Genomic DNA, 13,623 nt, shown 5'->3' on the forward strand with positions numbered 1-13,623 from the left:
TTAATAAAAATACTTAGCTAATAATTTTAAGTAAAAATACAAACACTATAGCCTTGCGATAGACTGCATTTAAAGCTATCTCAATAATAATTCGCAAATTTGCAATCTCGGAGAAATTTTGCCTAGTCTTAAAGCTCTCATACTGCATCCGGACGCAAGTGTCCGATCTGAAATCCGCAAATATTTAAGTGGATCAAAAATAGTGCGTGTTCTGGGCGAAACTATTTCTGCAGATGAAGCTCTGGAACTCCATAAGGCCGTCGGATATGGAATAATATTCCTCAGCCTTGAATTTAATGAAGGTATCAGTGGAATTGAATTGGCTCAAGCATTAGGTGCAAGCAAGCATAAGCCTGGGCTCATATTTATTGCTGAAGATGAAACTAAAGCGTATCTGGCCTTCGAACTGGGAGCTATTGATTACCTCATTTGGCCCCCAAATAAAGAACGCATTAATAAAAGCATAGAGCGAATTTCACGATTTAAAAGTCATTTCAGAGAAATCCCTGAACCTTCAGACTGGAAAGAACCCGGTTCCGGGGTTGAAACAGGAGAAGAAACGCTGCAACTATCACTTGGCGAAGATGAACAGGATAAATTCCTCTCCGCTCTTAAAAGTGCATGGGATTTTTCACAGACCCGTCAGCCGGAAATTGAAAAACTTCCGGTCAATCAGGATGGGAGAATGATTCTTATACCCTATACTCAGATTATCTTTGTTGAAGCATATGAAGACTATTCATATGTGCATACTGCTAATCAAAAATTCCTTACATCTCATAGATTAAAATATCTTGAAGAGCGTCTCGGCCCGCATCGTTTCTTCAGAGTGCACCGCAAATATTTGGTTAACCTTGAAATGGTAACTGAAATAGCTTCACTTCCAGGCAGTAACTTTATGCTGAGAACAGCAGGACGAACTAGAATTGAATTACCCATCAGCAGGCGAAGAATCGGTAAACTGAAACAAATTCTCGGAATGTAATTATGCCACTTACCGAAGTCCTTGCACCGTTTGTCGAGTATGAAATGCACTGCCTCAAGGAGGTGTGCTCTTATGGAGTTGATAAATCTGTTATAAAAGCATTCTGCTTGCTGGATAAAAAACAAATTTTTATTGAGGTAGCGTTGGTAGAAGTAAAAAATGGAGGGCTCCGTGGATCATAAAGAAACACTGGACAGCCTGTTGCACGAAGAAAGGGTCTTCAGACCTCTGCCGCAGATGATTATCGAAGCTGGCGTTAATCCACAGGATTTACGAGCAGCTCGTGAACTTGCGGATAACGACCTTTGCGCATACTGGGAAGAGGCAGCAGAAAAACTCGACTGGTTTACTAAATGGGAAAAGGTACTAGATGACTCTAATGCTCCTGATTACCGATGGTTTGCAGGAGCTCGATGTAATATTGTCTACAATGCCCTTGACCGCCATATCGAGACTGTAAATAAAAACCGCCTTGCTCTTATCTGGGAAGGCGAGCCCGGAGACTCCCGTCAGTACACCTATTACGAACTATACAGAGCCGTTAACCGGTTTGCCAATGGTTTAAAGAGACTTGGCGTTGGAAAAGGTGACCATGTAGTTCTTTATATGCCTCAGCTCCCTGAAACAGTTATATCAATGTTGGCCTGCGCCCGTATCGGGGCTGTACACTGTCTTGTTTTTTCCGGTTTTTCAGCTCGCCTGCTCCGCGAACGTGTCCGTGAACTTAACCCCAAAGTGGTAGTTACAGTAGATGGCTTTTATCGTAACGGTCAGGTTATCAGACTTAAAGAAGAAGTTGACCGTGCCCTTCTCGATACCCCTCAGGATGTACCCGAATCAGTTGTTGTAGTTCATCGGGCTAATGTTGAAGTGGACATGGATTCTGCACGAGACTGCTGGTATGAAGATCTTGTACGCCATGAACGGTCTCATGCCCCTGCAGAAATTATGGCTGCCGATGACCCGCTATTCATATTGCATACATCGGGTACAACCGGTTCACCCAAAGGTATGATTCACTCTCACGGCGGCTATATGGTAGGGGTTCACCGAACCTTCAAGTGGGTTTTTGATTTACGCCCTACAGATATTTTCTGGTGCTCTGCTGATCCGGGCTGGATCACCGGACACAGTTATCTGGTATACGGTCCCCTTCTAGCCGGGACCACTACCGTTATGTATGAGGGACACTCTCTTTACCCACAGGCAGACCGCATGTGGAACATTATTTCCAAGTACGGAGTCTCAATTTTTTACACTTCCCCGACTCAGATAAGAACATTAATGCGCTTCGGACATAAGTATCCGGAACAACATGATCTTTCTACGCTACGCATTCTTGGTGCGGTGGGAGAACCGTTCAACCCTGAAGCATGGATATGGCTCTACGAAAATATCGGTAAGGGGCAGTGTCCGGTTCTCGACACATGGTGGCAGACTGAAACAGGTATGATTATGATCAGTCCTATGCCTGTATCCGTACTCAAACCAGGATCAGTAACCAGGCCTTTACCCGGTATATATGCTGATGTAGTAGACAGAGAGGGAAATCCCGTACCGGCAGGCAAGGGAGGTTTTCTGGTTATCAAAAAACCTTGGCCTTCCATGTTCAGCGGCGTGCTTGGTGACAATGAAGCAGTTCGCAACCATTACTGGGGTCACATTCCCGGAATGTTCTATGCTGGAGATGTCGCCCGCAAAGACGAAGATGGATATTTCTGGATTCAGGGCCGGGCCGATGATGTTCTCAATATTTCAGGACATAGAATTGGAACGGCAGAAGTTGAAAGTGCATTGACCAGCCACCCTCACGTGGCGGAGGCAGCTGTGATCGGTGTTGCTGATAAGATCAAGGGGCAGGTTGCCAAAGCACATGTAACTTTAAATCACGGTATAACTGAATCTGATGATCTGCATAGGGAACTGAAAGAGCACATCCGCCGTGAGCTTGGTCCTATTGTGATAGTTCGCAGCATTGAATTCTGCGATGAACTACCTAAAACATCCAGCGGCAAGATTAAAAGATCCGCTTTAAAATAAACCGACCTCTGCAAACGTCAAGACTTGTCTTATATTACAGGCTCGGCTAACAGAGTCCCCGCAAGGAGGTCACGTAAGTGTCATCATTATCAATTTCTTTTAAAAATAAGCCCGAAGTATGGGCTGTTTGTATAATACTGTTTACAACTTTCGCACGTATATGGTTCCTGAGTACAGGACAGCTTAATCTTGTGCAGGATGAGGCCCAGTACTGGGACTGGACCCGGCATATGCAGCTTACCTACTACTCCAAAGGTCCGCTGATCGCCTGGATAATCTCTACTTTTACATCTATTTTCGGAAATACCGAATTTGGAGTAAGGTTTGGCTCTGTTGTGGGGTCACTACTCACCCAAAGTGTACTTTTTTGGGGTATATCAAAAATATTGAAGCGCCCCGGAGCAGCTATCTGGACTCTGATCATTTACAATTCCATGCCGGTATTTCTGGCTCTTGGAATTTTGATGACTACAGACAATCCATTTATTTTCAGTTGGACCTGTGCATTATTCGCGCTTTACGCTGCATCTATCCCTCATCCTCCGGGTATTGACCGCGATTCAAATGAATCACGGACTAAACCATTCTTTTTGATTGCTTTTTTTCTGGCACTGGGAATTCTTGCCAAATACACAATGCTTGGTTTTGTTGGCCTATCAATTATGTATGGTCTCCTGCTCATGCGTAAAGAAAAACTTCCCTACGGTTTCTGGCGTAAGCTCTTTTTATCATTAGCAGGGGGGGTACTTGTAGGCTTCCTCCCAACATTGATCTGGAATATTCAAAACGGCTTTGTTGGGTATAAGCATGTTCTATATCTTATTGGAGCTTCCGGAGCCAGAGCCTCTCATATAATCAGGTTTGACCGTTTTCTTCCATATCTTGGTGAACAGATAGGCATGGCAACCCCTTGGTGGCTTGTTTTCATGTTTATCAGCAGCGGTGGCGCTTTAATATTTGCTTTTAATAAAAAAAACTCAAATAAACTGGGCCTCAACAATAAAGAATCAGCCCTGCTTTCAATATTCTTCCTGCCAGTCTGGTTGTTTTTTTTCATATGGAGCTTTCACGCCAAAGTGCTTGGTAACTGGGCCGTAATTTCTTATGTCAGCGGTGTCATAATTGCCGGAATTGCTTTTGAAAAATTTTGGGCCAGACGTGGACACTTCCGCTTATTGTGGATTTTTTTGAGTCTTTTCATTTTCATGGTGCTGCACTTTCAAAATCTTGTTCCTCTACCAGATAATTTGAACCCAACTCATCGTTTGAAGGGCTGGACAGATCTTGGACAGCAGGTCGCTGAACTGGAAAAAAGCCAGTTTAAAAATCCTGATAAAGTATTTGTCATGAGTGAACTCTATGACATGACTGCCGCCTTGGCCTTCTATGTACCGGGGCAGCCTCGCACATATTGCGCATGGATTGACAGACGCATGAACCAATACGATCTTTGGCCTGGCCCTCAGGATAAGATAGGCTGGGACTGCGTATATGTTCTCAAGAAATATAAAGAGGGGCCGGATAAAGAACTTGTTAAAATGTTCAAACGGATCAGTCCGCCTATCCACATCCAGACTACTTTCCGTGGTAAACCAGCACGCAAATTTACTATCTATTTGTGTTATGATTACAACGGATACTGGCCTAAAGATGAAAGATTACGATTTTAACACAGTTAAAACCTAGCTTATCTTAAATAAAGTTTAAACAAAATCCCCTCCTGTTTTTAAAACAGGAGGGGATTTTTTTTTGAAAACCTAAAAATATATTTCGATAAAAAATCTAAAATTATTTTTTACGAACTTGTGGTTCATCGCCAGCTTATTCACTTTCATATATTATTTCCTGTGTAATTCCAGACTATTTGATACCTGTTGGAGTATTGTGGCAGATAAAGGTACATTTTCATGACAATCTTTGACATTTTTTGACAAATAATGTCATAAGGATTACATCGTAGTGTAAATTTGAAAAATCAGGACAAGTCTTTGACTCCCTCGCCTACGCTATACACGGTGCGTGAGATAGCTGACACGCTAAGAATCCATCCACGGACAGCTTACAGGTTGATTCAGGAGGGTAAGATTCGCGGTATTAAAGTTGGCAGCCAGTGGCGTGTTCCGGAAAGTTCTCTGCTGGAATACATTGAAACCGGTTTGCAGGCTCCTTGCAAAAAGAGCAAAGACGATGACAAGAGTTCTGAACAACTGAAACTGCCCATTTGACAAACATCGGTGGACAAATCATGAAAAAAACGGGTGCCCAGAAACGGGTTAATCTGGAAAATGATTTCGGCGGTCAAATTTCCTTTACCGGGAAAATTGAAAATGAATCCCTTAACTACAATGAAAATAGCGGAGAGCTGGTATCTGAAAAAATTTACAGTACCGAGCAGGGGCGTACGGGGTACAGCGTAGTTAACGGAGACGGATTAAAACGTGAAAGACGGGCTTATCTGCTGGAAGATCAAGGTGAAACCTGCATAGTTTCAAATGGATCAATCCTGCTTGGTCTGGATACAGAAAATTTGCTGACCTTTTTTGCCAAAGGCTTAGCTGCTGAGGCAGAGCAATACTCTACAGATGAAATAGAGTATGTAAAAAAGCAGCTTGAGGCTGTAAACGAATAAAGCAGAGCTTCTGTCTGCTTAAAAATTGTTTAATATTTACTAACAGGCAAAAAATCCCCGGTACATATGTACCGGGTTTTTTTTAGTTCTTCTTAAGTTCCTTGATGAACGAGTCTGCCTCATCAATAGACTTCTGCATTTCCTTAATAAGTACCCCAACATCAGATTCGAGGGAATCAAGCTCTGTTTTAAGAGATGAAATAGCCTGAGCATTAAGGTTGTGCTTCAAATAAAGAACCTGATCCTGAAAAACACCTAAGACCGGACCAATCTTCTTCTCAGCCTTACGCATCGCAGCCACAAGCCTCTTAAATTTACTTTTAGTCTTGGAAAGTTTAATTCGACTTTCATTTCTAAGTTTTTTGCTGGTGTACTGAGCAAGTTCAGAATTCCATTCATCAAAAAGATCGTTTCCAACTTCTTCAACTGCATCAATCCGTTTAGTTACATCATCAGCTGCAGCGCGACTTGCTTCAAATTCATCGTTAAGACGTTCATAGATTTCTTGCAGATCTCCACCATGAAAGCCTGTCAGAACACTGAACTTTTCAAGAGCGCTTTTGAACTGCTCACTGGCTTCTTCCTGTGATTCGCGAGCCTTCTCAACATCGCTAACCAAAATATCACGCTTATGGTAGCCGAAGGTCTCCATTGTTTTATAATAAGCTGGCTGACACCCGACCATTCCGACAACCAATAAAAGCATAAATGAACAGGCAAACTTACAATTCAGTTGCATGAATTTCCTCCGAATAACTTGGACATATTAAAATCAGAAATGCCTACATAGAAACTAGCCGTGCAGATGTCAAAACTACCTAAGCTATTTTTATAAAATAAATTTCCAACTCTTTACAGGATATGATGAATGAAAAATTCTACTGAATCCAGAATTCAACATCCTCCGACCACCATGAGGCATCAGGCAAAGTTGACAAATCTTCAATAAAATCAGTTAAATTCGTTGAATCTAGCCAATATTCACCATCTCTGAATTTGAATGATCTGGTTAAATCCATTTCGACCGTACTTTCAACTCCGATAATTTTAAAAACCATTCGCCCTCTCGGTTCCTGAACATCATATGCTCTAACTCCATGAGATACGAATGAAGGGAAGAAGCGGGTGCGCTGAGCTAAAAAGTCATAAGGTTCCATATCAGGGATGGGATAAAGTAGTATAGCTTCACCATGCTCAGCGGCTGGATCATAATTGAATACATATAGTCTGGATGTAATAGGAGGCTTAATAGAAAAGCCCATTTTATCTCCGATTTTATAAACAGGAAGTTCCCCGCGCTTAAAGTTAATTCTTTTTCCGTCCACCAATTTAAATAACTTTACCCGTGAACCACCTGTAGTTTCCATACTCCCCTTACTTCCGATGAGTATGGACTTAATATCATCAGCAACTTTTGCAAAATTAGTTGCGGGCTTGCGGGTGCGGGCAAGTTGGCTGGTTTCATCATCTAAATACTGATTGACTGAGGCTGAAGCCAGAGTACTACCACTCTCAGGATTCACGACCTTTGCTGTGATATGAAGTTTTTCCTTTGACAGAACATAACTACCAAGCACCAGCAAATCAGCTTTCAAACTTTTTCGCATCCACGTATTATAATCAAAGGAAGTGTCTTTATGCTCGCTTAGTTCATTTTGCATGCGTGCAAGATCAAAGCGCTCTACAACTGTCCATGTACGTTTTTTAATTACGGCAAGCCTGGTAGCAATATGCACTGCAATACGTTTATCGAGCATCGAAGGGCCGTTTTCCCCAATCGATTCAAATTCGAGAACAGCAATTCGTTTCCCGTCCAACACCCCGTATTCGCTAAGTATCTTAGCTAATTCTGCGCCAGATTCCTCGAGACTGTCAGGACTGCCGAATAACGATCTTGCATGCACAAGAGAACTAGTAACCACCGTTAATAAAATGCACATAAAAATGGAAAAAAGAATACTTCTTGATCCAACTTGGTCAAACAGCATACTTATTTCCTTTTCTCAAAATAAATTTCTTAGAGATATAATATAATTTCATCATGCCCCTCCCCCAAATTAAACAGATAACTCAACGTAAACTATCTTCTATCTAATTAAAAGGCATGAATATTTTCAGGCAGTTCTACACCTTAAGGAGATCGTCACATAATTCAAGAGCTGCCAGTACCGCCTTATCCATGTCATAATATTTATATTGACCAAGCCTTCCGGTAAAACAAACATTATCAACCTTTGCTGCTTCACGATTATACAGCTCAAGTTTGTCGCGGTCTTCCTGCGTATTAACGGGATAGTACGGCTCTTCCCCATATGTCCATTTCATTGAATATTCACGAGAAACCACCGTTTTACCTCTCAGATTGGACCTTTCAGGATGCAAATGCTGATATTCGTGGACTCTTGTATAAGGAACATCAACATCTGCATAATTCATAACTGAAGTTCCCTGATAGTCCGGTACATCTTTAACTTCGTACTCAAAACGGAGGGATCGCCAACTAAGCTCGCCGTGGCAGTAATTGAAATATTTATCTATCGGCCCAGTATAATATACCTTACAGCTCTGCGGTAATTGATCCTGTATTTTAAAAAAATCATGGTTTAAACGAATATCAATCAGTTCATGATCCAGCATATTTTCAAAAAGAACCTGATAACCGTTCCACGGCAGTCCCTGATAACGACAGGTAAAGTAATCGCATTCATAATTATGCCTAAAAGGCAGCCTTGTAATAATCTCTGCTGGCAGCTCACAAGGATCACATTCCCATTGCTTTAAAGTATATCCTTTTACAAAAGCTTCATAAAGTTCCCGCCCGATCAGGCTGATTGCCTTTTCCTCCAGATTTTGCGGATCAATAATGTTTTCTTTTGCACTCTGCTCTTTAATAAAATTTTCAACCTCATGTGGACGCAGATTAAGTCCGAAAAAAGAATTAATAGTCTGGAGGTTAACGGGCATATGATAAGTTCTGCCCTTATAGGTTGTAATAACTTTATGGCGATAACTATTGAAGTCAGTAAACCTGTTTAGAAAATCCCATACTCTTCGCTCGTCTGTATGAAAAATATGAGTACCGTAAGTATGGACTTCAACACCTGTTTCAGCATTTATGTGACTGTGGCAATTCCCCCCGATATGATCCCGGCATTCAATGACGAGAACGGGCTCGCCAAGGTCCTCGGCAATACGTCTTGCTATGGTACAACCAGTTATACCTGCTCCCACAATCAGATGTTTATAATCCCGTTCGGCCACTCATACCTCCGTGAATAACGAGGAAATTAATTGCATATGCTGCTATTTAATATCTTAGAAAAAATAGACTCAACTTACACCCAGTGCAGCCCAAAGTTTTTCAGCTGCAGTTTTCAAAGAAAATCTAGATACAACTTTTTTGCGAGCTGCTTCACGCATTTTTGCTCTCAAATCGGGATCAGATTTAAGCAATTGCACCCGTTCCAGCCATTGCTGCGGTGATGAAATTAGAAACCCATCTTTACCATCTTCAATAATCTCTTTGTTGAATCCCACTGCTGAAGCAACTGGCACCGCTCCGCAAGCCATATATTGCAACAACTTAAATCCACACTTCCCTCTGGTATACTCATCATCGGTAAGGGGCATAAGCCCTATATCCATTGATTGAAGCTGCTCCACCTCCCGTTCAGAACTCCAGTCTTCGTATGATACCAGATCAGAAGCATTGCCCGTATAAATTTTATTGGAAACCACAAAAGCAGGATCTGCAACAAGCACAGGGTTAAGGCTTTGCAGGACTTCATCTATGAAAAACATATTACTTGAAGTACCCATCCAGCCCACACGAGAACGATCCGGATGAAAAGAACCCGGAATATATTTATCAGTATCAAGCGGAGTGGGAATAATCTTAATATTTGATGAACCTTCCGCACCACGCGCAGCAAGGTATGAATTACCGGCAATAACAGTATCCACCTGACGACACTGCCTTAAAAATCGTTTCGTATCCTTGGCTGATCTTGCATCACGTCTGGCACTTGGTGGAACACTTGGATGAAAAGTCCAAAGGGCATCATCAAAATCATAAACAAGATTGCTGCACCTGCTTTTGAGAAGCATTGGTTCAAGCGGCGAAAAAAGTTTTTTCTGGATAACAATTGCGTCATATCTGCCAAGCCCAGTAAAAAAACTCAATCTTTTAAAAAAAGATTTCGGAATACGCTTTTTACGGATATCCCAGCCCAAAGTTTTTCCAAGCTCAACATATGGAAGAACTCTGAAGCGTACACTGGGCAGATCATCACCGGACTGAGCAAGAAAAAGAATTTTTGGAATTTTTGTCATTATATAATTTAATTACTACAGATTTAATTAATGCCTATTTGTGTTTTTATTACAATACTTTCGATATTTCAGCAAATTTGACGCCTTAAAAATAGGTTTTAATTACAAAGACTTAGTTAGTCTAGAGTCGTATTGTAAATACACATTTACTACTAAATTATCTGTAAGTTCTGCCGATATAAACCATAGAAGATAAATCAAGTTACTGACTCCGGGAGGAGAGATGAGTTTCGAAAAAACAAATAAAAACAGCTCTTGGAAGTCCTGCACTCCATCATCTGAAAACAGTATATTAGAATTTGATGATGAAAATGCTGAACGCCGGCAAAAGCTTAATGAACTTCGTGAACAGATTCGCACTGGAAGCTATCGCCCGTCAATCGGTGAAATAGCCATTAATCTGGTCAGGGGAACCATGCCCTCAAACAGCTTTCAATAATTTTATGCCAGCATGAACAATTATCCCCGATCTCACTATCCGGCCTGAACTCTCTCAACAATTATCTCTGATATATTTTCCATACAACAGACTTTACCTTCGGCGCACATAGATTTAGACTGCCTGGTCTGAAACCGGAGGTATAATGTTAATTGTAATAAATGTGGATGATCTGGGACTGCACCCAGCAGTGCGCAGAGCCGTGGATGAACTTGCCGAAATTGGGGTTGTAACCTCATCGACAATGCTTGCCAACGGTCCTGATTTATCTGAGTCTGTCCTGCTTCAAGATAAGCACGAAGCTCTCGGTATTGGTGCGCACTTAAACCTGCTGCGGGGAAAACCCATATCCAATCCAGACCATATACCCAGCCTTGTGGATGACGACGGACTTCTGTTCGGCAATTATTCGTCCCTGCTGCTACGATACATAACAGGCCGTATCAGACTGACTGAAGTTGAAAAGGAATGGTCAGCACAGATAGAATACCTTCTGGACCACAATGTTAGATTGACCCATTTTGACAGCGAAAAACATATCCATGCATGGCCTGGGCTATACAATTTAGCAGGCAGACTGGCTTGTAAATATGGAATTAAATGGATGCGCAGACCATTTGAACATTCATCGTTTTTACCTTTTAATAAAGATATACTGCGCGTTAATTTTTTAAAGTTCTGCCTTGCAGGATCATTTCCGGAAAAACTACCCCGCACAGCATCCTGTGTATGGGGCATAGGCAACCAGAAAGAAAACTTAACCCCTGAACTTTTTGAAAAATACATTGAAACATACCGACCTGAAATTATCGAAATAGTCTGCCATCCCGGTAATCCTGCGCATGGAGACGGACCGCTCCCTTCCGACTTCGGGCCCATGCGGGTTGAAAAACAATGGAAGGAAGAATATCTTTCCCTGTCAATAAAAAGATGGCTTGAAATTTTTGAAAAAATCGGGGCCACACCTGTCAATTACGGACAAATAGATCCCCGGACCGGAGAAATTAAATAATGCAAGAATATATGGAACATGATCAGGATATAGAGGTCAGTATTGTCACGCCAATGCATAACGAAGAAGGCTGTGTACGCGAATTCCACCGCCGTATCGGTGAAGCACTTCAAAACATGAACACAACGTATGAAATCCTACTTGTTAATGACGGCTCTACTGACTGCACTGAAGATATAATCCGAGAACTTTCTGTAAATGATCCTAACCTCAAAGGGATTATGCTGGCTCGTAACCGTGGTCAGTGCACCGCTATTTATGCTGGAATTCAGGAAAGTAAAGGCCGCTATGTAGTTATCATGGACGGCGACCTGCAACACAAGCCGGAAGAAGTACCTTCTCTTATCGAAGAGATACGCAAGGGCTATGATCTTGTTTCCGGCTGCCGCACTAATCGCGGTGAATCCATGATCAAACGCAAACTTCCCAGCAAAATTGCAAACTATCTAATGCGGGCTACCAGCGGATGTCAGGTCAAGGATATGGGGGGGCTATCTGTACTTAAAGGTAAACTGGCCCGTTCCATGACCCTGCGTGAAGGACAGCATCGCCTTATTCCGGCTCTAGTTTACAGCATGGGAGGATCTGTTTCCGAAGTTCCAATTTCCGCCCCTGCCAGATTTGCAGGTCAAAGCCATTATGGACTGGCCCGCTCTATTGATGTCCTTTTCGATATTATAATGCTGTGGTTCCAGTCCTCATTCAAACAGCGCCCTATCTATCTTTTCGGCCGCATCAGCCTGTTGCTATTCATGATTGCATCGCTGATCATGCTGTGGCTGCTTTATGGAAAAGTATTTTTCGGCATACATATGGGCACCCGTCCTCCTTTCATGGGCTGTATTCTGCTTTATCTCAGCTCGCTTGGATTTATGTCCACAGGATTCATACTCGAATCACTTGCCAATACCTATGACGCTGTCATGGGCAACAAAACATACCAGATAAGGGAAACTGTCACTCAGGGAATTGCCAGGGCAGGGAATTGCCAGGGCAGGTAAAAAATAATTTTTTATTCTATGATTAAACACTTTGGAGAAGAGAAGGTCTAAGCCTATCTGTACTCTCGAATTAGATAAAAAAATGTAGATGCTTACGGTTCAGTAAGCATCTACATTTTTTTATCGGATATAAACAAATTTAATATACTACAGTGAGAACCTTAAAGACCAAGCTTTTTAATTCTGTCTTCAGGTTTAATAATTTCAGTAATCCTGAAACCGAAATTTTCATTAATAACTACGAGTTCACCGCGCGCAACAAGCCTTCCTTCTACATACATATCAAGAGGCTCGCCTGCTAATTTATGCAGTTCAATAACAGTACCCTGACCGAACTGGATAATTTCATTGACCAACAACTTGGTCCTGCCCATCTCAACCTTTACTTCAAGAGGGATGTCCAGAATACGTTTCAGACTTGGTTCAGATGCCATTTAAATACTCCGCATAATTTCTTAATTAACTGTCATCATAACTTAACTGAAAAAGCCCCAAACAACCAGCAAAACCGGAACAGACTTATTTTCAGCTATCATATGAAAATTATTTTACAGGTTCTATACTCGGCCCGCCTTCTTTCTGTGGTTTAAGGGCCAAAATGGAATCTGCACTTTCTGAAAAAAGATCCAGCGGATGATGGCTGATGACTAGAACCTGAAATCCCAGTCTCTGGGCAATAGTGCCTATTAATTCCATAAAACGGGGAACCAGATCTGGACGCAACCAGCAATCCTGCTCATCAAGCACCAGAAAAGGACGATGTGATTCAGGATTAAGTCGTGAAAGAGCAATAAGCCGCAACCCTACGGACAAGATATTACAGACTGATCCGCCCTGTCCGACCATTATATCTTCCTCACCGCCGTTATTGAGAATCTGGAAATCAACCTGAAGCTTTTTATCCCGGATAGAAGCGACAGCTTTTACCTCACGATTCTGCCCGAGAATTTCTCTGATTGCGTGGGTAAGATTGGTTTCAAGCTCATTGAGGAGTTCACCGAATAAGGCAGTGGAAAGCTCTTCCAGCCTAGAAGCTGCCGCAGGAGCAAGTTCCAGAAATTCTTCGATCTTACGAGCTTCTTCCTGCAAAGCAATCCAATCATCTACTCGAGATGAAGCCCTGGCACCTAATCGGTCAGCCCTGCGTTCAAGAGATTCAAGTGATGGTAATTCACCGGACTGCAC

General features: G+C 42.1%; 14 protein-coding genes and 1 pseudogene. 9 read left to right on the plus strand and 6 right to left on the minus strand.

What is annotated here, in order from left to right; genetic code table 11:
• Window positions 1-118 precede the first annotated feature (118 nt).
• The 6 genes from H589_RS0102095 to H589_RS0102120 all read left to right on the plus strand — a co-directional run bounded on the left by H589_RS0102095 (window position 119) and on the right by H589_RS0102120 (window position 5,654).
• Window positions 119-985: a LytR/AlgR family response regulator transcription factor gene (locus H589_RS0102095; RefSeq protein ID WP_027720493.1), complete on the plus strand. Its 867-nt coding sequence runs from the start codon at window positions 119-121 to the stop codon at window positions 983-985.
• Between the two features lie 2 nt (window positions 986-987).
• On the plus strand, window positions 988-1,167 hold the full coding sequence (locus H589_RS0102100; RefSeq protein ID WP_027720494.1) for a hypothetical protein: 180 nt from the start codon (window positions 988-990) through the stop codon (window positions 1,165-1,167).
• Window positions 1,145-3,025 carry an acetate--CoA ligase gene (acs, locus tag H589_RS0102105; RefSeq protein ID WP_027720495.1) on the plus strand — a complete coding sequence of 627 codons (1,881 nt, stop codon included), beginning with the start codon at window positions 1,145-1,147 and terminating at the stop codon, window positions 3,023-3,025. Before H589_RS0102100 ends, acs begins: the two co-directional genes overlap by 23 nt.
• A gap of 77 nt (window positions 3,026-3,102) precedes the next feature.
• Entirely contained in the window at window positions 3,103-4,695 is a 1,593-nt protein-coding gene (locus H589_RS0102110; protein ID WP_027720496.1) for an ArnT family glycosyltransferase, read from the plus strand.
• A gap of 297 nt (window positions 4,696-4,992) precedes the next feature.
• Window positions 4,993-5,250, plus strand: a complete 258-nt coding sequence (locus tag H589_RS0102115; protein ID WP_245577018.1) for a helix-turn-helix domain-containing protein — start codon at window positions 4,993-4,995, stop codon at window positions 5,248-5,250.
• A 20-nt stretch (window positions 5,251-5,270) separates the two neighbouring features.
• Window positions 5,271-5,654 carry a hypothetical protein gene (locus H589_RS0102120; protein WP_027720498.1) on the plus strand — a complete coding sequence of 128 codons (384 nt, stop codon included), beginning with the start codon at window positions 5,271-5,273 and terminating at the stop codon, window positions 5,652-5,654.
• A gap of 82 nt (window positions 5,655-5,736) precedes the next feature.
• Here the strand turns inward: H589_RS0102120 and H589_RS0102125 are convergent, their stop codons facing one another.
• From H589_RS0102125 to H589_RS0102140, 4 genes are all read right to left on the minus strand, one after another.
• Window positions 5,737-6,393: a DUF2959 domain-containing protein gene (locus H589_RS0102125; RefSeq protein WP_027720499.1), complete on the minus strand. Its 657-nt coding sequence runs from the start codon at window positions 6,391-6,393 to the stop codon at window positions 5,737-5,739.
• Window positions 6,394-6,532: 139 nt separating this feature from the next.
• Window positions 6,533-7,642: a hypothetical protein gene (locus tag H589_RS0102130; protein ID WP_027720500.1), complete on the minus strand. Its 1,110-nt coding sequence runs from the start codon at window positions 7,640-7,642 to the stop codon at window positions 6,533-6,535.
• A gap of 136 nt (window positions 7,643-7,778) precedes the next feature.
• Window positions 7,779-8,915, minus strand: a complete 1,137-nt coding sequence (gene glf, locus H589_RS0102135; RefSeq protein ID WP_051249584.1) for a UDP-galactopyranose mutase — start codon at window positions 8,913-8,915, stop codon at window positions 7,779-7,781.
• A gap of 69 nt (window positions 8,916-8,984) precedes the next feature.
• Complete coding sequence (locus H589_RS0102140; RefSeq protein ID WP_027720502.1) at window positions 8,985-9,986, minus strand: glycosyltransferase family 4 protein; 1,002 nt, start codon at window positions 9,984-9,986, stop codon at window positions 8,985-8,987.
• 223 nt (window positions 9,987-10,209) lie between these two features.
• Between H589_RS0102140 and H589_RS0102145 the strand changes: the two genes are divergently transcribed.
• From H589_RS0102145 to H589_RS0102155, 3 genes are all read left to right on the plus strand, one after another.
• A complete protein-coding gene (locus tag H589_RS0102145) occupies window positions 10,210-10,425 on the plus strand; it encodes a flagellar biosynthesis anti-sigma factor FlgM (protein WP_027720503.1) in 216 nt (71 codons plus the stop codon).
• Window positions 10,426-10,570: 145 nt separating this feature from the next.
• Window positions 10,571-11,437, plus strand: a complete 867-nt coding sequence (locus H589_RS0102150; protein WP_027720504.1) for a ChbG/HpnK family deacetylase — start codon at window positions 10,571-10,573, stop codon at window positions 11,435-11,437.
• Entirely contained in the window at window positions 11,437-12,438 is a 1,002-nt protein-coding gene (locus tag H589_RS0102155; protein ID WP_027720505.1) for a glycosyltransferase family 2 protein, read from the plus strand. The genes H589_RS0102150 and H589_RS0102155 overlap by 1 nt, the downstream gene beginning before the upstream one ends.
• Window positions 12,439-12,599: 161 nt before the next feature.
• Here the strand turns inward: H589_RS0102155 and fliN are convergent.
• Window positions 12,600-12,845 (minus strand): annotated as a pseudogene (fliN, locus tag H589_RS18980) (flagellar motor switch protein FliN); the annotation flags it as partial.
• Window positions 12,846-12,981: 136 nt separating this feature from the next.
• Window positions 12,982-13,623 (minus strand): hypothetical protein, encoded by a 642-nt coding sequence (locus H589_RS0102165; RefSeq protein WP_027720506.1) that lies wholly within the window; start codon window positions 13,621-13,623, stop codon window positions 12,982-12,984.

It is taken from the genome of Maridesulfovibrio zosterae DSM 11974, assembly GCF_000425265.1.
In the GTDB taxonomy this organism is placed as follows: Bacteria; Desulfobacterota; Desulfovibrionia; order Desulfovibrionales; family Desulfovibrionaceae; genus Maridesulfovibrio; species Maridesulfovibrio zosterae.

Excerpts from the sequence above, each read along its gene's own strand:
- H589_RS0102145 (WP_027720503.1), top strand. The coding sequence starts at position 10,210 with ATGAGTTTCGAAAAAACAAATAAAAACAGCTCTTGGAAGTCCTGCACT.
- H589_RS0102130 (WP_027720500.1), bottom strand. The coding sequence starts at position 7,642 with ATGCTGTTTGACCAAGTTGGATCAAGAAGTATTCTTTTTTCCATTTTT.
- H589_RS0102150 (WP_027720504.1), top strand. The coding sequence starts at position 10,571 with ATGTTAATTGTAATAAATGTGGATGATCTGGGACTGCACCCAGCAGTG.
- H589_RS0102120 (WP_027720498.1), top strand. The coding sequence starts at position 5,271 with ATGAAAAAAACGGGTGCCCAGAAACGGGTTAATCTGGAAAATGATTTC.
- H589_RS0102125 (WP_027720499.1), bottom strand. The coding sequence starts at position 6,393 with ATGCAACTGAATTGTAAGTTTGCCTGTTCATTTATGCTTTTATTGGTT.
- H589_RS0102100 (WP_027720494.1), top strand. The coding sequence starts at position 988 with ATGCCACTTACCGAAGTCCTTGCACCGTTTGTCGAGTATGAAATGCAC.
- H589_RS0102155 (WP_027720505.1), top strand. The coding sequence starts at position 11,437 with ATGCAAGAATATATGGAACATGATCAGGATATAGAGGTCAGTATTGTC.
- H589_RS0102140 (WP_027720502.1), bottom strand. The coding sequence starts at position 9,986 with ATGACAAAAATTCCAAAAATTCTTTTTCTTGCTCAGTCCGGTGATGAT.
- acs (WP_027720495.1), top strand. The coding sequence starts at position 1,145 with ATGGAGGGCTCCGTGGATCATAAAGAAACACTGGACAGCCTGTTGCAC.